This window comes from Pseudomonas gregormendelii (assembly GCF_017114825.1).
GTDB lineage: Bacteria > Pseudomonadota > Gammaproteobacteria > Pseudomonadales > Pseudomonadaceae > Aquipseudomonas > Aquipseudomonas gregormendelii.
Genome location: NZ_JADEVO010000044.1, coordinates 25,937 through 44,647, shown reverse-complemented (window position 1 = coordinate 44,647; position 18,711 = coordinate 25,937). Strand labels below are relative to the sequence as shown.

20 protein-coding genes and 1 tRNA gene are annotated in these 18,711 nt (G+C 56.6%); 7 read left to right on the top strand and 14 right to left on the bottom strand.

What is annotated here, in order from left to right; all coding sequences use genetic code 11:
• Positions 1 to 110 precede the first annotated feature (110 nt).
• Positions 111 to 599, top strand: coding sequence for a TIR domain-containing protein (locus tag IMW75_RS23280; protein ID WP_336512440.1), 489 nt, complete (start codon positions 111 to 113; stop codon positions 597 to 599).
• Positions 600 to 698: 99 nt separating this feature from the next.
• On the opposite strand, the gene IMW75_RS23275 is transcribed toward IMW75_RS23280, so the two are convergent.
• From IMW75_RS23275 to IMW75_RS23210, 14 genes are all read right to left on the bottom strand, one after another.
• Complete coding sequence (locus tag IMW75_RS23275; RefSeq protein ID WP_205893888.1) at positions 699 to 1,535, bottom strand: macro domain-containing protein; 837 nt, start codon at positions 1,533 to 1,535, stop codon at positions 699 to 701.
• A gap of 646 nt (positions 1,536 to 2,181) precedes the next feature.
• Positions 2,182 to 2,670, bottom strand: a complete 489-nt coding sequence (locus IMW75_RS23270) for a terminase small subunit (protein ID WP_205893887.1) — start codon at positions 2,668 to 2,670, stop codon at positions 2,182 to 2,184.
• Positions 2,671 to 2,773: 103 nt separating this feature from the next.
• Complete coding sequence (locus IMW75_RS23265; protein WP_205892640.1) at positions 2,774 to 2,977, bottom strand: hypothetical protein; 204 nt, start codon at positions 2,975 to 2,977, stop codon at positions 2,774 to 2,776.
• Positions 2,978 to 3,028: 51 nt separating this feature from the next.
• A complete protein-coding gene (locus IMW75_RS23260) occupies positions 3,029 to 4,276 on the bottom strand; it encodes a phage major capsid protein (protein ID WP_205893886.1) in 1,248 nt (415 codons plus the stop codon).
• A gap of 140 nt (positions 4,277 to 4,416) precedes the next feature.
• Entirely contained in the window at positions 4,417 to 4,650 is a 234-nt protein-coding gene (locus IMW75_RS23255; RefSeq protein ID WP_237142267.1) for a MerR family transcriptional regulator, read from the bottom strand.
• An 82-nt stretch (positions 4,651 to 4,732) separates the two neighbouring features.
• A complete protein-coding gene (locus IMW75_RS23250; RefSeq protein ID WP_205893885.1) occupies positions 4,733 to 5,944 on the bottom strand; it encodes a tyrosine-type recombinase/integrase in 1,212 nt (403 codons plus the stop codon).
• A 383-nt stretch (positions 5,945 to 6,327) separates the two neighbouring features.
• Entirely contained in the window at positions 6,328 to 6,633 is a 306-nt protein-coding gene (locus IMW75_RS23245; protein ID WP_205893884.1) for a hypothetical protein, read from the bottom strand.
• Positions 6,633 to 7,901: an AAA family ATPase gene (locus IMW75_RS23240; protein ID WP_205893883.1), complete on the bottom strand. Its 1,269-nt coding sequence runs from the start codon at positions 7,899 to 7,901 to the stop codon at positions 6,633 to 6,635. The genes IMW75_RS23245 and IMW75_RS23240 overlap by 1 nt, the downstream gene beginning before the upstream one ends.
• Positions 7,898 to 8,305 (bottom strand): virulence-associated protein E, encoded by a 408-nt coding sequence (locus tag IMW75_RS23235; protein WP_205893882.1) that lies wholly within the window; start codon positions 8,303 to 8,305, stop codon positions 7,898 to 7,900. Before IMW75_RS23235 ends, IMW75_RS23240 begins: the two co-directional genes overlap by 4 nt.
• A gap of 2 nt (positions 8,306 to 8,307) precedes the next feature.
• A complete protein-coding gene (locus IMW75_RS23230; protein WP_205893881.1) occupies positions 8,308 to 9,024 on the bottom strand; it encodes a hypothetical protein in 717 nt (238 codons plus the stop codon).
• Positions 9,025 to 9,559: 535 nt separating this feature from the next.
• Positions 9,560 to 9,769 carry a helix-turn-helix transcriptional regulator gene (locus IMW75_RS23225; RefSeq protein WP_205893880.1) on the bottom strand — a complete coding sequence of 70 codons (210 nt, stop codon included), beginning with the start codon at positions 9,767 to 9,769 and terminating at the stop codon, positions 9,560 to 9,562.
• Between the two features lie 139 nt (positions 9,770 to 9,908).
• Complete coding sequence (locus IMW75_RS23220; protein WP_205893879.1) at positions 9,909 to 10,748, bottom strand: hypothetical protein; 840 nt, start codon at positions 10,746 to 10,748, stop codon at positions 9,909 to 9,911.
• Entirely contained in the window at positions 10,703 to 11,914 is a 1,212-nt protein-coding gene (locus IMW75_RS23215) for an integrase arm-type DNA-binding domain-containing protein (protein ID WP_205893878.1), read from the bottom strand. The genes IMW75_RS23220 and IMW75_RS23215 overlap by 46 nt, the downstream gene beginning before the upstream one ends.
• Positions 11,915 to 12,101: 187 nt before the next feature.
• Positions 12,102 to 12,186: transfer RNA gene (locus IMW75_RS23210), tRNA-Leu, on the bottom strand.
• Positions 12,187 to 12,294: 108 nt separating this feature from the next.
• Here IMW75_RS23210 and queA point away from each other — a divergent pair.
• From queA to IMW75_RS23180, 6 genes are all read left to right on the top strand, one after another.
• On the top strand, positions 12,295 to 13,344 hold the full coding sequence (gene queA, locus IMW75_RS23205) for a tRNA preQ1(34) S-adenosylmethionine ribosyltransferase-isomerase QueA (RefSeq protein WP_122837616.1): 1,050 nt from the start codon (positions 12,295 to 12,297) through the stop codon (positions 13,342 to 13,344).
• 14 nt (positions 13,345 to 13,358) lie between these two features.
• A complete protein-coding gene (gene tgt / locus IMW75_RS23200; RefSeq protein ID WP_163019375.1) occupies positions 13,359 to 14,474 on the top strand; it encodes a tRNA guanosine(34) transglycosylase Tgt in 1,116 nt (371 codons plus the stop codon).
• A gap of 43 nt (positions 14,475 to 14,517) precedes the next feature.
• Positions 14,518 to 14,853 carry a preprotein translocase subunit YajC gene (gene yajC / locus IMW75_RS23195; protein WP_007982729.1) on the top strand — a complete coding sequence of 112 codons (336 nt, stop codon included), beginning with the start codon at positions 14,518 to 14,520 and terminating at the stop codon, positions 14,851 to 14,853.
• Between the two features lie 63 nt (positions 14,854 to 14,916).
• Positions 14,917 to 16,785 carry a protein translocase subunit SecD gene (secD, locus tag IMW75_RS23190; RefSeq protein WP_045061578.1) on the top strand — a complete coding sequence of 623 codons (1,869 nt, stop codon included), beginning with the start codon at positions 14,917 to 14,919 and terminating at the stop codon, positions 16,783 to 16,785.
• 9 nt (positions 16,786 to 16,794) lie between these two features.
• Positions 16,795 to 17,709 (top strand): protein translocase subunit SecF, encoded by a 915-nt coding sequence (gene secF / locus IMW75_RS23185; RefSeq protein WP_045061577.1) that lies wholly within the window; start codon positions 16,795 to 16,797, stop codon positions 17,707 to 17,709.
• A gap of 121 nt (positions 17,710 to 17,830) precedes the next feature.
• Positions 17,831 to 18,379, top strand: a complete 549-nt coding sequence (locus IMW75_RS23180) for a glycine zipper 2TM domain-containing protein (protein ID WP_045061576.1) — start codon at positions 17,831 to 17,833, stop codon at positions 18,377 to 18,379.
• Positions 18,380 to 18,711 lie beyond the last annotated feature (332 nt).

The following is an 18,711-nucleotide window of genomic DNA, read 5'->3' as shown; positions in this document are numbered from 1 at the left end:
GAAATGCGCAGCCGACTCGCTACGTCTGGAACGCCAAGGGGGAAGATATTTTGAACAAGATACAGCGAGCCCGTGAGGCAATGGCCTCACAGGCATGAGGAGTGTTATTTGTGAGACAGCACACTAGTGAAGACATTCATTTGTATAGGCTTATGGAAGCCTGGCGCCAAAACACTAAAATCGATTTCGATTTTTTTGATGCACATGACCTTTTTATATCAAGAGATACCAGTCAGAGGGAAACTATTAAGCGTAATCTCCGCGAAAGGATGAAAAACGCTAAGCAGGTCGTATTGATTGGTAGTCCTGACGCCAGGAGAAAAGGGGGTGATGGTAGTTCATTTTTGGCGCATGAAATAGAACTCATTATGGAGTTTGATCTCCCGGTGGTAGTGGCAAATAAAGGAGGGAGCCGCTTCATAAGAGAGGAGTTTATCCCTGCGCCCTTCATCAATGCTGACTACTATACGATTTCAGTATCTCTACAGCCAGCGATAATACAATTAGCGCTGGATAAATATGTTGAGGTATTCAATAGTAAGACCAAGAAGGGCCCGCATTATTACTTGGGAAGTACATACGATAGCCTTGGTATTTAAACGCTTTTACGTAAGGCCTGAAAAAGCTCCGATGTCGAAGAGATGTCGAAGAGATGTCGGAGCTTCGGCTGTGTAGAAATATATTCAAACTTCTTCCAGTCAAAGTCCATTTCTTGCTGACTTTAAATCTAGCAAACTGATCTGACTTATTTTGTCTTTATGTATTATTATGCTTAATTTGGCAGGATGTTTAAATCTCATTTCGCTAATTCGGAACGTCCACAACATTATCTTGAGAAGTTCCTCGTCGCTAATATTGCGATGTTCTTTTATTCGGGTTATGCCGGATCCAAAAATTGGGACTGAAACGCTTTGCTGCGCATACACTCTGTTAACGCTATCCCAGAATTTTATTAAAAATTCGAGATACTCAGGCATGGTTAGGCACGCTTGATTCCGGTCATTGAATTTTGAAAATGCTGCAAGAATAAATTCTTCATAAACACATATTGTTCCTATGTCGTATTTTTGTTTTTTTCCAAGTGCTCTTTTCTCGTTAGTGTCTAAGATTTCGTTTTTTTCGAATTGGTACTCATTCAAATGCCTGTCAAGATCATTAAGGGTCTTGGGGAGATGCCTATTTATGAAAATGCCGTTAAGAGAGTTGTGTGAAATTATAATGTCGTCGACTTTGGTGTCAAAGTACTCATTGAACGCAATCACCTTTAGACCGGGCTGCTTGAATATGTCTCCCATCTTCACGATCACTGTTGAGCTTTCTATTTTTAGTTCGACCTCGGTAAGATTTTTTGAGCTAAACCAATAGAAAATATAGATGAGCATTAAAAACGTAAGGCAAGTTGCTCCGCCAAGTACTTTTGTTTTTTCAGGTATCGTCACGAATATCAGAATCAGCGACAATAACGCTCCGGTAGCTGCAACAGTGCCCCAAAATTGTTTCAGTATTCGTTTGTCGAAAAAATCCAACTTGCTCATGCGGGTTGTCCTAAATTTTTTTATCAAATGGGGTGGGACATTGTTTTTACAATAACTCGCTTTCAGAGAGCATGATCGACTTTTTTTATGATGACTTTAATGGTGGAGGCTCGTGACATAGTCCTCCTCCGGCTGGTCTGTTTTATACCACGTCCTGATCCATCTCTGTACCGCGCCAATTTGCTAGACGCTTGTCACTAACATCTTTGACCGTTTGCTGAGGTTCACTTGTTTAAGGTGGAGATCGATCAGTCGGCAGGATGGTTGAATGAGCGAGCTTCAGGGAATGATTGCTAGGAGATGGTTGCCCAAAGGAAGTGGGACATAATGCCCTCGATATTTCAATCAGCCTTACCGCAAAAGGCGTCGAGGTAATTCGGTCTCCGTCAAATCCTAGGGCCGTTTCGCGCTTCGGTGTAGAACAGTCATCCCTTAATCCAGAGATGAGCAACCATGCCGTTCAATCGCCTGTTTCAGCGCCCTCGGGCGTATCGAGGGCGATGTGGAAATAAGGCATCAGAGCCGCAGCCACGTACAGTCTTTCACCCATAGGTGTCCCGCCGTCATTCATGACTGTCATCAAATATTCCAACGGATCGGTGTAAACGCGCGACCGCGGCGGTGTTTCATGGTCTACCAGCTTCACCTATTTGACCGAGCGCAGATGGATGGGTGGCGGGGCTGACGGCCCGAACTTGCCTTTGGCCACCTTCTGCGCGGCGGTATCCTTGGCTTCTTTCTTGCCAACATAGCCCTTTTTGGGGTGGTCGTAGGGCATCAGCCCGAGGGCAATTTTGGCGGCCAGCTCCGGATTGAGCTTTTCGTTATCCCGTGCGATCCGCTCCAGTAGCGTCCTGCTATCGAATAACGTTTCGGCCTCTGCCTGGACCGCATTGGAGTTAACTTTTTTAACCTCGGACTTAACTTTTTTGCTATCCGACTTAACTTCTTGTGGGAGCTCCCCAGTCGCTTGGCATCGCTGCAGGTAAGCTGTCACGTCTTTGTCCTTGGCCAGCTTAGAGCCCGCCTGGGGCGCGGTCTTCGCGCTGTAGCCAGCATCGATGGCAGCTTGTGATTTGCTCACTCCGGACAAGAGAGCGTCAGCAAACCGTCGCTTTTTGTCGGTTAACGGCATTTAACTTTTCCTGAGTGAGGAGAAAAATCTGTGCGTGCGGTCGGGGGCGGTGTCCTGTGCGCAAGCTTCCATGGTTTCGACCCGCCCCCACCGTCGAGCGAGATTAGTAAGTCGGATCGATCGTAGGCGGATTGGTCCGGAGTGCTTCGATTGCCTCCTGGTGGCTCATGCCGCTGTTCAACAGCTCGTCAATCTCCTTGCGGATCTTGTCGCGGCACGCCGCTTGATAGAGCAGAGCGCGGCTGTGTGCGATCTGGTTGAGCGCTTGCTGGATGGGCTTAGGCAGGGGTTCAGCTTGCTGATACATGGCGAGGCCTCGGCGATGGCGCAAAGTTGCGCCATCGCTCTCAATGATTGGTTACGGAGCTGGGGTCAGGCTGACCAGGCGCATCGATGTCGGGGCGTACACCGCCAGGCCTGCCCGCATCTCGGCCAAGATCGTGACCAGGTTGCGTCGGAAGTTATTGCCATCGTGTCGGCTGGCTTCGACTGTGACTTCCTGCCGATCGAGCAGAGCAGTGGTCGAGGTGTCCAGGACCAGCGCACCGAGCTCCGGCATCCCCATGGTCACCACGACTGGCGTACCCCACAAGCTCGGCGGCGCCGGGTCACGCGGGGTACCGATCACGTACTGACCATCGCCACCGTCAGCGGTATTAGCCCGCTCACTCTCGATGGCGAACCAATCGCGTGGATTCATCACGATCACATTGGGATTCCAGCCGAGGGCTTTCAGGTCAGTGAGGGCCAGCCCAACGCGATCTACTGGCTTGCCGGTGGTAATGCCCGCGGCGGGAGCCTGAGCGATGAAGCCCAAGATTTCACCATCACCGCCGTCGCCCGCGAGCAGCTCTTGCTCGAGCTTCTGCCGGACACCGACGCTCATCAGCAAGCCGACCTGTTGTTCGAGCTGGCTGTTGTCGTTGAGAACTTGCAGGCTCGCCGGGATCCAGGTGGCGATGGTTGCGATCTCTGCGCGGGAAAGCTTGGTCGGCAGTTGGCCCTCGGACTTCTCGTCGCCTTCCTTTGTCTGGTAAGCGGCACCGCTTAGATAGCCGTCGAGTTGGACATACTCGTAAGTCGAGCCTTCAACCGGCACGATCGGGAGCACGTCCAGGAGGCTGAGGCGAGGTTGTGGAATGCCCTGGATACCGGGTGCCCGATCCGGCGCTGTGGGATAGCTGGTGGAGCCTGCGGTGCCCTTGCCCGGGTTCGTCACCGCCGCACGGACGCCGGCCGTAACGGTGATGCGTCCGGTGGACTTCTGGCCCGCACGAATGTGACCGAGCCCTTCGGTTTCAGTTACTGCAGCACTGATGACGTTGGTTTGTTTGGCGTTCGGGTCGTTGGCTGGCTTCAACCCGCCGGCAACGGCGCGCTGTTCCAGCTCCAGCAGACGGGCGTTGAATTCGCCCTGCTTCTCGCCGTGGTCCTCGATGGTTTCCTTGTGTGCTTTGAGCGCGGTTACCACTTGGCCGATGTCGTGATCCATTTCTGTAATCTCTTGGGTGATTGTTTGCAGCACCTGCCGACTCTCGGTCGGCTGCTGATTCGCGGCCAAGGACGCTTTGAGCTTGTCCCAGCTTTTCTGGTGTGTGGTGGTCATTGGGCGGTCCCATTGGATGTGATGGGCGCCTCGACAGCGCAGGGCGTGAAGAAGCGTTGCATTCCCCCAGCGCATGGCGTGAGTTCATGGCGACCACGTTATGCGCGCACACAATTCCAAGTCTTCGGTGAAGTCCGTCGTTATGCGGCGGTATTCGTCGCGAAGCTCACGATGTCGGCGATTTTGTAGAACCTTCGATTGCCGCGACGTACGAATGGCAAGGGTGCTAGGCCGTCAGCGGCCAACCGGCGCAGATAGCTTGGGGCGTAACCCAACAGCTCGGCGGTCGCAGGTTCCGGCACCAAACCACCAATGAGAGGGACAATGCCAGCGCTCGCCAGGCGGGCGGCGATCTCGTCTTCAATGCTGCTCATCAATGAACCTCCTCCCCTGTAATGGATATATGAAAGCGCTAGACGCCTTGTATTCCGTGGCTTGTGCGTTCTGTGTCACGGTTTACCGTCCTGCACCTGTCCTGCTGAGCAGAGGCGTTAACCCGTGCTGCTCAAGGTGGGTGTGCCACGTCTGCAGGGCTTGGCGTTTCAGGCCCTCAGCGGTGGTATGGATGTAAGTGGCATCGAGATCTTTCATGGCGTGGTTCAACAACATCTCGCCCACCAGGTAATCAATGCCCAGATCCATCCAGCCAGTACGCGCCACCTTGCGCAGGTCATGGCTGGACCATTCGCCCTTGGCCATCACCTTGAACAGGGTGCTGGCCAAGGTTGCGCTGATAGCCCCGCCAGCGCGTCCAGGAAACAGGAACGGCCCTTCGTACCCAGCGGTCTGTTGAATGGCGCGATAACGCTCGATCAGGGCGCAGGTTTGCGCGGTCAGTGGCAGCGTGTGCTCAACCTTGGTCTTGGTGTCCGCTGCCGGGATGAACCATTGGCCCGTGGCCAAGTTGATACTCTTCCAGCGAGCGAGTCGCGTCTCGCCCAGTCGGGTGCCGTGACAAAGCATCATCAACGCCAGCATGGTCTCCAGCGGCGCCATCTCGATCCGATCGGCAAGCCCCTGCAGCAACACCGGCAAGTCATCGCCGCGTAAACGGGCGGGTTTGGGCTTGATCCGGGTCCGCACAAAGTCAGTGAATTTAAGGTCTGCCATCGGGTTGGTGCCCAGCAGCGACAGGCGGGTGGCTTGGCGGAATGCCACCGCTAATACGCCGTACACCGAACGCACGAACGACAGCTCGTAGCGCTCTTGCATCGGCCACATCAGCAGGCGGTCGAGGCTGGCACGGTTGAGCCCGGACAACGCCAGATCCTGCAGGCGTGGCACCAGGTGGCACTTCAATGCGGACTGGGCACTGGCCTTGCGCTTGGCTGACAACCCCCGGTCGCGGCTCATGCGGTCGGCGTACCAGGTCAGCGCATCGCCGACCGTGGTCCAGCTGGTGGTGGTTGAAGTGGCGTCCGGGTCAGCAGACCGGCGAGCCAGGATCGCTGGGAGCGTGGATTGCATCAGCTTGGCGTTGATGCCCGGGTAATTCCCAGCCTTGCCCCACTTGCCGCGCACCACCACGTGCCAGGCGCCCCGTGTGCGGTCGGCAGTCGAATAACGGAAGCGCAGTTCCGGGAACCGCGGGTCTCGCAATTGACGTGCGACCCCACCGGCCTGCTTGCGAATTTCGCTGTCCGTGAAGGCGATATACAGGGTACTCATGTCCAAATCTCCAAGTACGTGCGGCTCAAATCTGAGCCATCGAGATGTGAGCAGATGTGCTCACATCTGAGCGCATCTCCGGTCAGCTAACGGCCAGGTAACGCTCGCACCGTTACCTCTGATTTCGTTCGCCCCCACAGGGGCGATGTGGCCAGTTTTGGATGCATCTCTTTGGAGGTAGATGCCGCGCTAACGGGTGGTTAACGTTAAAGCCCGTGCCGCGCACCGTCGTGGGGTGTCCTCAAAACTGAGGGCGCTCCCGATGGCGCAGATCGGCTCCACTCCTACGTGCGCACTTTCTGCGCAGGATGAATCCCAAGCTCCCGAAAATGGCTGGCGTTCATCTGCCAATGGCGGGTGTCGTTTCGAGGAACGACACCCATTCACCCCCGATCACCGTGTGCAAGGTCAGCGTCCGGCCAGCGCCAGCGGATCACATCGAGGGCTTCCGCTCGTGTCATTGGCTCACCGATCATGGTGCAGAGCGGTTTACCGTCGCGCATGACCGGCCAATGGCACCGGCGCTCGATACCGTCATTCGAAGCCAGCTCGGCGATCAGCTCCAGCCGGTGGTTTTTGATGTAGGTGCGGACCCGGTCGTCGAGCTTGCTTGCGGGTGATACCCGGATACGCTTGCCGCTCAATTTCGCCGCAAACCCGAGATTGAGCAGGTAGGCGAGAGCAGCCATCAGACTTCCTCCGTGTCGTCGTCCAAGTTGGGCAAGCAGGTGCCATCCGGCAGTGGCCCTGTTAGGTACTTACTCCATTCGTGCCCTTTTTCCTCATTCGTGCCCATGCCCAAGGCTGGGCACGAGTGAGGGCTCGAGGGCACGAGTGGAGGAAAAGCCACATAAGGTCCGGCAGCCTGAGGCAATGACCAGAGAGTTCTAATGTCCTTTCCGAACCCTTCCCGGACGGTCACTATCGAAAGTTTTTCGCGAGCGGTGCGGGTCTGCTTTGCGCTGTACCCGTTCTCTGTCATCAAGCTTTTAACCTGCTTGCCGGTCATAGCGCCGTCTTTGAGAATGCGGCGGAGCGCTTCTGACGGATCATCGTCATCCATGCGGCCGTCATCGTCTGAGCCCTCAACGTCCCCCAGAATCTCTCTGGCTGATCCCTCGATCAGATCGCCCCACGCAACGTGCGTCGTTTCAATGCCGCCGTCGATGGTGCAAGGCTCGATGGTGTAGGAGACGCCGCCCTCATCGGTGCCGATGTTTGATTTGGCCCGCGCCAACACCCGTGCGTCAGAATCTTGCTGTTTGGCGGCGACCAGCACTGTACGGGCGAGTGCCGAGAAGGCTTGCGAGCCGATCACCCGATCAGCCGGCGAGGAGCCCGCACCGCCCTTGGCGAAGTGGCTGATACCGACCACGGCGCAGAGATTGGCCTCGGCGAAGTCCACCACGCCTTGCAAGCCGCGGCGAACGTCATTGGCCTTGTGCATATCCCCTTTCACGGCGCTGACCACCGGATCGAGCATCAGCAGTGACACGCCGCCCAACTGGAGCACCGTGTCACGCAGTAAGCCGATATCGTTTGATGGGTCGAAAGGGTCAGCTTCACCTTGAGCATTCAGGCGCCCCTGGATGATGTGAACCCGGTTCACGTCAGCGCCGGCGGCGATCAGACGTGGCACTAGGGTGTCTGCCGGGTCGTCTTCGCTCGACCAGATCAGAACGTTGCCGCGCTCCTGGCAAACTTCACCGTCTGGCCAGCGCCCGCCAGTGGTGATGGTTGCGATCAAGCTAATCAGCAGCGTGGTTTTCCCGGTACCACCAGCACCCGCGAGGATGTGCAGCTTTCCCTTAGCCAACCAGCCTGGCCATAGCCAGCGAATCGCCACAGGCTTGATATCCGCCGCGCTGACAGCGTTCACCTTCCATACGGAGGGGACCACCTGGAGTGGCGTGACAGTATTGGCCCACTGTTCTGCAAATCGGTCCTTGTTGCTCATTTGACCCCCAGGCGCTGTCTAGCGAGGTTGAAGCGCTGCAGATCGTCGCCAGATAACTTGCCGTCATCGAGCAGTGACTTACCGATCAAGTAAACGGCGCGCTCATGTTTGATGGCGGCCGCGCTGGGCCCGCGGCGTTCTCGTTTCTCACCGGGGAATAAATCACGTAGTTCCAAGCCAATTGCAGAAACAATGTTTTGAGCGGTACAGCCGGCCCAACACTTGAGCAGGACAGTTCCCTCAGAAGTTTCAGTAATTACCAAACTCGGGCTCTTGTCATTATGAGCTGGGCAACAGGCTTTCCATCTATTAGCACCAGTCGGTTTAACTTTGTCGAGGCAGCTAAGAACTTTATCCAGGCAAGCCGATCCAGCCGGCACATATGCGCCGCTTTGAATAGTCATGGTTAACCCCTTACGCGAGTATCGCGGCGATAAGCACGGCGGCGATTACGAGCGTGATCCACTAACTCAGAAGATACATTGCTCCCAACGAAAGCGACGTTTGAGTCAGTCATTAACATTGAGCGCGGGACATATGCGTATTGACCGGATGGCAAAGAGCGGGGGGCTCGGCGAATGCGTGGCACATACTTATCTAATAGTGCCATTGATTTAGCCATCGACTCCTGCATCCGTTTGCCGCTTTCGCACAAAGGTACAGGCTCTCCAGGACGAATAGCGTTCCAAGCATAGCGATCAGCCAATATCTCGTTCACAGCACCGATAGCTTTCTGGCATTCGACACGAGCCTCTGGATCGCTAATCCCGAACGTGTCGAACCCGTAGTGATTATCGCGGTAGTGGCCGATTTCGTGCATTACGATGAACTTGTGGATCTCATGGTCTTCGAGCTGAGACCAGTCAATTTCTGGGCGCTGAACACCACGCATAACTCCAGCTTCAACTTCTGCTGCGATCAGGATCACAACACGCTCTTCCAAGGACAGATCATTGGCAGACGCATCCGGATGCACAGCCTGAGCAAAAGGATTGAACATGCCCCAGTTACCTACCAACTCTTCATTGGTTCCAATCGCAAGGCAGCAACCCGCCTCCTTCGATAGTTCTGCAAGTTGCCGATATTGAGCCCGGCCAAGTCTGAGGGTTGTACTGGTTTTCACAAGGCACCCCCTTGAGCTTCCAGGGCGCGGACTTGATCCATGTGGTGGTTGTAGCGTTTCAAGCGAGTGCTGAGACTGGAATCGGCCCGGAGTGCGGCCATCGCCATAGCTCGGTGCGCGGCGGCTTTGCTGAGAATTACGGACGGATTTTGGATAGGGGGAAACTGCATTGGTAACGCTCCTTTTGCTGAGGAGCTACCGACTTCACTTCCACATGAAAGGCGGTAGCGCTGTACGGGTGTGGAAGACCGGGGCAAAAGGAACCCGGCGCACACGAATGTGCCCCGCACAGCACCACCATAAATTACAGGCGAAAAAAAACTCCGCGCTGAGAGGTGGAGCTTGTGCTCCTCATGCTGGCCAGGCTTCCACACCCGGGTCGCTGATTTGGCAGCGACAGACGAACGATAGCTGTCAAAGCTGCCAGTGGCAACCGTAATTTTCTTCATTCGTGCCTTCGTGCCCTCACTCGTGCCCAGCCTTGGGGTAGGGCACGAATGGGAAAAAAGGGCACGAATGGGAGAAAAGGCACCCATTACGCAGCCTCTGCGCGTGCTTCGGCAATACGCTCAGCTACCCAGGTATCGACCTCGGATTGCACCCAAACGACATGGCCTGGAGCTAGTTTCACCTGAGCAGGAAACGTACCGGCCTTGATGCGGCGATACAGCTCCGATTGACTTAGGGAAGTGATCGACAGGACTTCTTTGATTCGGATAAAGCGGCGAGGTTCTTGAGTAGCCATTCCGTACGCCTCCTAAGGCATGCTGGGGATGGCTAGGGATGTTGCAGGTGAAGGGCATTTAGTGGCAGTCCGGCGTGCGGTGCAGACCGTACAGTTTGCGAGGCATACTGTACGGTTTGCCGTGCAGGCCGTACTAAGGTCACTTACTTTTTTCGTGTCTGGCGATCCATTCGCCAAGCGTCCGTTCTTTGATCCCTGAAATGCGCCCGACGACGCGACAAAAGTCCGCGCGACTCTTGTACTCACCGGAATCCCTATCCCATTCTGCTAGTAGTTTTACTTTTATTTCGTTACTTGGGGCATGGCGTTGTGTTGCAGCTTTTTTTGCTCGCTGGGATGCCGCCGTCGCGCTATATTTTTTATCGAATCCAACAGAGATAATGTTCTGAATTTTGCATCTTGTCCGCGCGATGTATTCACACATTTCGAAGGCTTCGTTAAAAGATCCTTCCTTGTAAAGCCAGCATAGGTAGTCGTACTGATAAATAAGCAGACCACTTAGCTGCCAATAGTCGGCGCTTTCGTACGACTTTGTTAGAGCCATTACCGAAAAAGTATCTAGCACCTCTCTCGTGGATTCGCCGGCATGAGGCAAGAGTCTGTCGCAAGTATCTACTTCCTCTTCTTCAGATGGGTCTGATTTGAAAGTTCCTGTTTCGAGTGCGTAATTAATTTCTAGTTCGTCAAGTGAGCGCTCTATGAAGTCTCCCACTTCAATTGCGACATCGATTGGCCGAAATTCTTCCCAGGCCTTACCAAATAAGTCGTCAAAAACAGCCTCTGCAATACCATCAAACCATTCAGCCAACGTATCACGGAACTGTGGCTGGATATTCGCTAAGGGAGCCTCACCACTCCAAAAGGGCGTGTAATCCTGCAGTTGCTCGTAAACTGCTTTCAAGTCGATATGCCGTAGATAATGGCAAAGCTTACTCAACTTTTTACGCTCCTGATCGCTACTACATTCGCGCCAGTGCATAGCGCCTCTACTGAGTCAGCCCATTCTTGCATCATCTGGCGACGTTGCGGAAGGTAATGAGCGTGGTTATAGGTATCACGGATCTCGTCCTGGTCGCCGTGGGCAAGCTGGCGCTCGATCCAGTCCCGGTTATAGCCGCGGCTGTTCAGCTCGGTACTCAGCAGGTGGCGGAACCCGTGGCCGGTCTGCCGACCTTCGTAGCCGATCTGGTGCAGGGCCTTGTTCACGGTGTTCTCCGACTGCGGACGTTCGCGGTTATTTCGACCAGGGAACGCGATGGGGTAGCTGCCGGTCATTTCCCTCAGCTTGAGGAAAACCGCTACAGCCTGCGTAGGCAGTGGAACGATGTGCGGCCGGCGGGCTTTCATCCGCACTGCAGGTATCGTCCAGGTAGCGGACTCAAGATCTATCTCTTCCCAAGGCGCATGACGTAACTCGCCCGGGCGAACGCCCGTCATCAGCAGCAGACGGACAGCCATCGCCGTCATCGGGTCGCACTTGCTCGCCTCCAGCTTGGCCAGCAGGGTAGGAATCTCCGACAGAGGAACGTGTGGGTGGTGCTTCGTCCTCGGGGCGATAGCGGCGACCACGTCCAAGTCGGTGGCTGGATTGGATACAACCGACCCCTTGGCCAAGCCGTAGCGGAATATCTGACTCAGCCACTGACGAACCTTTCCTGCGACGTTGAGCGCGCCTCGGGTCTCTACTTTGCGCACCAGGGCGACCAGCTCGGGCCGGGTGATCTCTTGTAGCGGACGCTGGCCTATGACCGACAGAATGTCACCCTCCAGGTATTGGAGCGCCTTGGCGGCAGTGGCGGGTGCCCAGCGTGGCGAGTTGTAGGCGTACCACTCGCGGGCCAGTTCTTCGAAGGTGTGGACGTGTGCGGCTTGGGCGCGCTTTTCTTCCTGCTTGTGCGTGGTGGGGTCGATGCCATCGGCCAGCAGACGGCGGGCATCCTCGCGGCGCTCCCTGGCCTTGGCCAAGGTGACGGCGGGGTAAGCACCCAGCCCCATCATTTTCGCTTTGCCGCCGAAGCGGTAGCGGAATCTCCAGAGCTTCGAGCCACTGGGGGTGACTTCCAGGCACAAGCCTGCAGCGTCGGTCAGTCGGTAGAGTTTTTCGCGGGGCTTGGCAGTGCGAGCAGCGGTGTCGGTGAGAGCCACGGCGGTTGCCTCTTGGCGGCCAAAATGTGAGTAGAAATATGGACCGAACTCGATCTACTCACAAATCTACTCACATAAAACTGGGCTTACAAGGGAACCGCTGGGAATCGTAGACACAAAAAAACCGGCTGCAAGGCCGGTTTCTCTGGTGTTCAGGGTCTGGTAGGGACCGCTGGACATATATACATGGTGCCCCGAGGGAGACTCGAACTCCCACTTCTTGCGAAAACGGATTTTGAATCCGCCGCGTCTACCAATTCCGCCATCAGGGCTCAATGGCGGCGAAGTATAGAGATGAGATTACCGTTGGTCAATCACGTTTCATGGAGAATTTTTGATATTTCCGCTAGACTTCCCGGCCCTGCTAGACGAACCCCATCATGCGCGTTGCTGACTTTACTTTCGAGCTCCCTGATTCGCTGATTGCTCGCCATCCTTTGGCTGAGCGTCGCAACAGTCGCCTGTTGACCCTTGATGGGGTCAGCGGCGCCCTGGCACACCGTCAATTCACTGATTTGCTTGAGCATTTACGCCCAGGCGACTTGATGGTGTTCAACAATACCCGGGTGATTCCGGCGCGGCTGTTTGGCCAGAAAGCTTCCGGCGGCAAGCTGGAGATTCTGGTTGAGCGGGTGCTCGACAGTCATCGCGTGCTGGCCCATGTGCGGTCCAGCAAGTCGCCCAAGCCGGGGTCGAAGATCCTCATCGACGGCGGTGGCGAGGCCGAGATGTTGGCCCGTCATGATGCGTTGTTCGAGCTGGGGTTTAGTGAAGAGGTGTTGCCCCTGCTGGACCGTGTCGGCCACATGCCGTTGCCTCCTTATATAGACCGCCCGGATGAAGGCTCGGATCGCGAGCGTTATCAGACGGTGTACGCCGAGCGCTTGGGTGCGGTGGCGGCGCCGACGGCGGGGCTGCATTTTGATCAGCCGCTGCTGGAGGCGATTGCCGCCAAGGGCGTCGAGACCGCGTTCGTGACCCTGCACGTGGGTGCGGGCACGTTCCAGCCGGTGCGCGTCGAGAAGATCGAAGATCACCACATGCACACTGAATGGCTGGAAGTCGGCCAGGATGTGGTGGATGCGGTGGCGGCCTGTCGCGCTCGCGGTGGGCGGGTAGTGGCGGTGGGGACCACCAGCGTGCGTTCCCTGGAAAGTGCCGCGCGTGATGGCGTGCTCAAGCCGTTCAGTGGCGATACCGACATCTTTATCTACCCCGGGCGGCCGTTTCATGTGGTCGATGCCCTGGTCACCAACTTCCATTTGCCCGAATCCACGCTGTTGATGCTGGTTTCGGCGTTCGCCGGTTATCCCGAAGCCATGGCCGCTTATAAAGCCGCCGTGGAGCATGAATATCGTTTTTTCAGCTACGGTGATGCGATGTTTATCACCCGTAACCCCGCACCACGTGGCCCTGAGGACAAAGAATGAGTCGCCAAAGTCGTATGTCGTTTGAGTTGCTTGCCACAGACGGCAAGGCTCGTCGCGGTCGCCTGACCTTCCCGCGCGGTACCGTCGAGACCCCGGCGTTCATGCCGGTGGGCACGTATGGCACCGTGAAGGGCATGCTGCCGCGGGATATCACCGCCACCGGCGCGGAAATCATTCTGGGCAACACGTTTCACCTGTGGCTGCGCCCTGGCACCGAAGTGATCAAGAAGCACGGCGACCTGCACGATTTCATGCAGTGGAAAGGCCCGATCCTGACTGACTCCGGTGGGTTCCAGGTGTTCAGCCTGGGCGCCATGCGCAAGATCAAGGAGGAGGGCGTGACCTTCGCCTCCCCGGTGGATGGCGCCAAGGTGTTCATGGGGCCGGAAGAGTCGATGCAGGTTCAGCGTGACCTGGGCTCGGACATCGTGATGATTTTCGACGAATGCACGCCGTACCCGGCTGACGAGGACGTCGCGCGCATTTCCATGGAGCTGTCGTTGCGCTGGGCCCAGCGTTCGAAGAATGCCCATGGCGACAATACGGCGGCGCTGTTCGGGATTGTTCAGGGCGGCATGCACCAGGACCTGCGCATGCGCTCCCTGGAAGGCCTGGACAAGATCGGCTTCGATGGCCTGGCCATTGGCGGTCTGTCGGTGGGCGAACCCAAGCACGAGATGATCAAGGTGCTGGATTATCTGCCGGGCCAGATGCCGGCTGACAAACCTCGTTACCTTATGGGCGTTGGCAAACCGGAAGATCTGGTTGAGGGTGTGCGCCGCGGTGTGGACATGTTCGATTGCGTGATGCCAACCCGTAATGCCCGCAATGGGCATCTGTTCATTGATACAGGCGTGCTGAAGATCCGCAACGCGTTCCATCGCCATGATGATTCGCCGCTGGATCCGACCTGCGATTGCTATACCTGCCAGAACTTCTCCCGTGCTTATCTGCACCATCTGGACAAGTGTGGCGAAATGCTGGGTAGCATGTTGAATACCATCCACAATTTGCGCCATTACCAGGTGCTTATGGCTGGTTTGCGCGAGGCTATTCAACAGGGTACATTGGCCGCCTTTGTCGATGCCTTCTACGCCAAACGCGGGCTTCCCGTTCCGCCTTTGGACTGAGTTTTCTGACCCCAAGATTCAACATTTGCAACTGGAGTGCTAAATGAGCTTTTTTATCTCTAACGCCATGGCTGACGCTGCTGCACCTGCTGCAGGCCCAATGGGCGGCGGCTTTGAGTGGATTTTCCTGGTCGGTTTCCTGGTCATCTTCTACCTGATGATCTGGCGTCCACAGGCCAAGCGCGCCAAAGAGCAGAAGAACCTGCTGAGCAGCCTGCAGAAAGGCGACGAAGTTGTGACCACCGGCGGCATCGCCGGCAAGATCACCAAAGTGGCTGATGATTTCGTGGTTCTGGAAGTTTCCGACACTGTCGAAATGAAGTTCCAGAAGGGCGCCATCGCCGCCACGCTGCCAAAAGGCACGCTCAAAGCGATCTAAGTTTCAACTTCTACTCAATCGACGGGGCGCGCAAGGCGCCCCGCGTCATAAGCGGGCGGCGTGATGCTGAACAAATACCCTCTGTGGAAATACATTCTGATCCTGGCGGTGCTGGCGGTCGGTCTGATTTATTCCGCTCCCAATCTTTATCCTGATGACCCGGCCATTCAGGTCAGCGGTGCAAGCACTGCGCTGCAGGTCAATCAGGCTGATCTGGATCGAGTGAGCGCTGCGCTCAAGGCATCCGGGATCAACGTCAAGGCGACCTCGCTGACGGCAGGTGGCAAGGGCGGTCTGATTCGCCTGGTCAAGGCTGAAGACCAACTGCCGGCCAAGGACGTTGTGCGCAAGGCGTTGGGTGATGACTATGTCGTTGCACTGAACCTGGCACAAACCACCCCGCAATGGCTGCGCAGCCTGGGCGCGCACCCGATGAAGCTGGGTCTGGACTTGTCCGGTGGTGTGCACTTCCTGCTGGAAGTGGACATGGACAAAGCCCTCGATGCCCGCCTGAAAGTCTACGAAGGCGACGTCAAGAGCCTGTTGCGCAAAGAGAAGCTGCGCTATCGCAGCCTGCCGCAACTCAACGGTGCCATTCAGCTGGGTTTCACTGATGAAGCTGCCCGCGAGCAGGCCCGTGCACTGATCCGCAAGAACTTCAACGATTTCGATATTGTTCCGGCCGACCTCAATGGTCAGGCGGTGCTGCGTCTGGCGATGACCCCGGCCAAGCTGGCGGAAATCCGCGAATACTCCATCAAGCAGAACTTGACCACGGTACGTAACCGCGTCAACGAGCTGGGTGTTGCCGAACCGATCGTGCAGCGCCAGGGCGCCAACCGCATCGTGGTTGAGCTGCCAGGCGTGCAGGACACGGCTGAAGCCAAGCGTATCCTGGGCAAGACGGCCAACCTCGAGTTCCGTCTGGCTGCAGAGCCGGGCGCTTCGAAAGCCACTTCGGAAACGTTCGAGTTCCGTGAAGGCAATCGTCCGTCGGCACAGATCGAGCGTAGCCTGATCATCACCGGTGACCAGGTGACTGACGCCAAGGCTGGCTTCGGCGAGCAAGGTACGCCAGAAGTGAACATCCGCCTGGATGGCCACGGTGGCGAGCTGATGAGCCGTGCGACCCGTAACAATGTCGGTCGCAGCATGGCGGTGATCTTCATCGAGCAGCGTCCTGTTACCACTTACACCAAGCAAGTGGTCGACGGCGTCGAGAAAGACGTGGCGGTGCAGACCTTCAAGGAAGAGAAGAAGATCATCAGCCTGGCGACCATCCAGTCGCCACTGGGTGCTCAGTTCCGTATCACCGGCCTGAACGGCCAGGGCGAGTCCTCCGAGCTGGCACTGCTGCTGCGTGCCGGTGGCCTGGCTGCCCCGATGTACTTCGCGGAAGAGCGCACCATCGGCCCGAGCCTGGGTGCGGACAACATCACCAAGGGTATCGATGCGTCGCTGTGGGGCATGCTGTTTGTCTCGCTGTTCATCATCGCCATCTACCGCTTCTTCGGCATCATCGCCACCGTCGCTCTGGCAGTGAACATGGTGTTGCTGCTGGCGCTGATGTCGCTGCTGGGTGCTACGCTGACCCTGCCGGGTATCGCCGGTATCGTATTGACCATGGGTATGGCGGTTGACGCCAACGTGCTGATCTTCTCGCGGATTCGTGAAGAGATTGCGGCGGGCATGACCATCCAGCGGGCAATCAACGAAGGCTTCGGCCGGGCATTCACTGCGATTCTCGACGCCAACCTGACGACGTTGCTGGTCGGCGGGATTCTCTTCGCCATGGGCACAGGCCCGGTCAAGGGCTTCGCAGTGACCATGTCCCTCGGGATCTTTACCTCGATGTTCACGGCCATCATGGTGACCCGCGCGATGGTCAACCTGATCTTCGGCGGTCGTGACTTCAAGAAGTTGTGGATTTAAGGGGCTGCCATGTTACGTACAATCAACTTCATGGGCGTTCGCAACGTTGCGTTCGGCGTCACATTGTTCCTCACGTTGCTGGCCTTGTTCAGTGTTGCGACCAAGGGCATGAACTGGGGCCTGGACTTCACCGGCGGTACGCTCATCGAGCTGACCTACGAGCATCCGGCCGATGTCACCAAGGTGCGCGAGCAGCTGGTTGCCTCGGGTTATCACGACGCCATCGTGCAGAGCTTCGGTGCAACTACCGATTTGCTGGTGCGGATGCCGGGTGAAGACCCGCAGCTGGGGCATCAGGTCGCTGAAGCGCTGCTGAAGGTTGGCGGCGACAACCCGGCGGCGGTCAAGCGAGTCGAGTTTGTCGGCCCGCAGGTCGGTGAAGAACTGCGCGACCAGGGCGGCCTAGGCATGCTGATGGCGCTCGGCGGCATCCTGATCTACCTGGCCTTCCGCTTTCAGTGGAAGTTCGCGGTCGGCGCCATTGTTTCGCTGATCCACGACGTGATCGTGACCATCGGTATCCTGTCGTTCTTCCAGATCACCTTCGACCTGACGGTACTGGCGGCGGTGCTGGCGATCATTGGTTACTCGCTCAACGACACCATCGTGGTATTCGACCGGGTTCGAGAGAACTTCCGGGTGCTGCGCAAGGCGACGCTGATCGAGAACATCAACATCTCGACCACCCAGACCCTGCTGCGGACCATGGCTACTTCGATCTCCACGTTGCTGGCGATTGCGGCGCTGTTGTTCTTCGGCGGTGACAACCTGTGGGGCTTCTCCATTGCGCTGTTTATCGGTGTTCTGGCGGGTACCTACTCGTCGATCTACATCGCTAACGTGGTGCTGATCTGGCTGAACCTGAGCACTGAGGATCTGATTCCTCCAGTGGCTACCGATAAGGAAGTCGACGACCGCCCATAACGGCTTTCGTCTTCCAGCTGTCGGCCTAAAAGGCGCGAGTATTGAACTCGCGCCTTTTTTTATGCTCCAAGGCTGGGAGAAGCGCGGGCGTTGTCCCGCCTATGATGGTCAGGAGGTTCAAGTGAACAAGTCGTTGCTGGTTGGTGCGGTATTGGGTGCTGTCGGTGTGACTGCCGGAGGTGCTGTTGCCACCTACAGCCTGGTTAAAAGCGGCCCTGAGTATGCGCAAGTTCTAGCCGTTGACCCGGTCAAGAAACAGATCAAGACGCCACGTGAAGTGTGCAAGGACGTGGCCGTGACCCGCCAGGCGCCGGTCAAGGATCAACATCAGATCCTCGGTACCGCCATTGGCGCAGTGGCCGGTGGTTTGCTGGGTAATCAGGTCGGCGGCGGCACCGGCAAGAAGATCGCCACCGTAGCTGGCGCCGTGGGCGGCGGTTATGCCGGTAACAAAGTGCAGGAAGGTATGCAGAACCGCGATACCTATACCACCACCCAGACTCGCTGTAACACGGTGAATGACATCAGCGACAAGGTCGTAGGCTACGACGTCCGTTATTCGCTGGACGGCAAGGAAGGCAAGGTGCGGATGGATCGCGATCCGGGCAACCAGATTCCGGTGGATAAGGAAGGCAAGCTGGTGCTGTCACAGAACGAACCGGCTCAGTAAGCGCCGACCGTTTTATCAAAAAGCGCCCTGCGGGGTGCTTTTTTGCGCCCGCTATTTTGGCAATGCCTCTTATCCCGGTGGCACCGATTTGTCGTGGAGCCTCATCATGTTGACTCCTCTAATTCGATCATTCCCAAAATGAACATATGCTCGACATCGATCGCCGCCAAGTCGAGACCGGAAATAAGCTTGCCCCACTGCAAGACGCTCCTTGGGTGTAAGCCATAACGAAAAATGCTGCGTGTCTTTCGATACGGGGAATTTTCTTGTGACGCATTCGCAGAAAGCTAGGTATTCATACAGTCTTGGAAGGATGCTTTTCTATACTGTCA

Excerpts from the sequence above, each read along its gene's own strand:
- IMW75_RS23275 (WP_205893888.1), bottom strand. The coding sequence starts at position 1,535 with ATGAGCAAGTTGGATTTTTTCGACAAACGAATACTGAAACAATTTTGG.
- IMW75_RS23270 (WP_205893887.1), bottom strand. The coding sequence starts at position 2,670 with ATGCCGTTAACCGACAAAAAGCGACGGTTTGCTGACGCTCTCTTGTCC.
- IMW75_RS23265 (WP_205892640.1), bottom strand. The coding sequence starts at position 2,977 with ATGTATCAGCAAGCTGAACCCCTGCCTAAGCCCATCCAGCAAGCGCTC.
- IMW75_RS23260 (WP_205893886.1), bottom strand. The coding sequence starts at position 4,276 with ATGACCACCACACACCAGAAAAGCTGGGACAAGCTCAAAGCGTCCTTG.
- IMW75_RS23255 (WP_237142267.1), bottom strand. The coding sequence starts at position 4,650 with ATGAGCAGCATTGAAGACGAGATCGCCGCCCGCCTGGCGAGCGCTGGC.
- IMW75_RS23250 (WP_205893885.1), bottom strand. The coding sequence starts at position 5,944 with ATGAGTACCCTGTATATCGCCTTCACGGACAGCGAAATTCGCAAGCAG.
- IMW75_RS23245 (WP_205893884.1), bottom strand. The coding sequence starts at position 6,633 with ATGGCTGCTCTCGCCTACCTGCTCAATCTCGGGTTTGCGGCGAAATTG.
- IMW75_RS23240 (WP_205893883.1), bottom strand. The coding sequence starts at position 7,901 with ATGAGCAACAAGGACCGATTTGCAGAACAGTGGGCCAATACTGTCACG.
- IMW75_RS23235 (WP_205893882.1), bottom strand. The coding sequence starts at position 8,305 with ATGACTATTCAAAGCGGCGCATATGTGCCGGCTGGATCGGCTTGCCTG.
- IMW75_RS23225 (WP_205893880.1), bottom strand. The coding sequence starts at position 9,769 with ATGGCTACTCAAGAACCTCGCCGCTTTATCCGAATCAAAGAAGTCCTG.
- IMW75_RS23220 (WP_205893879.1), bottom strand. The coding sequence starts at position 10,748 with ATGCACTGGCGCGAATGTAGTAGCGATCAGGAGCGTAAAAAGTTGAGT.
- queA (WP_122837616.1), top strand. The coding sequence starts at position 12,295 with ATGCGCGTTGCTGACTTTACTTTCGAGCTCCCTGATTCGCTGATTGCT.
- tgt (WP_163019375.1), top strand. The coding sequence starts at position 13,359 with ATGTCGTTTGAGTTGCTTGCCACAGACGGCAAGGCTCGTCGCGGTCGC.
- yajC (WP_007982729.1), top strand. The coding sequence starts at position 14,518 with ATGAGCTTTTTTATCTCTAACGCCATGGCTGACGCTGCTGCACCTGCT.
- secD (WP_045061578.1), top strand. The coding sequence starts at position 14,917 with ATGCTGAACAAATACCCTCTGTGGAAATACATTCTGATCCTGGCGGTG.
- secF (WP_045061577.1), top strand. The coding sequence starts at position 16,795 with ATGTTACGTACAATCAACTTCATGGGCGTTCGCAACGTTGCGTTCGGC.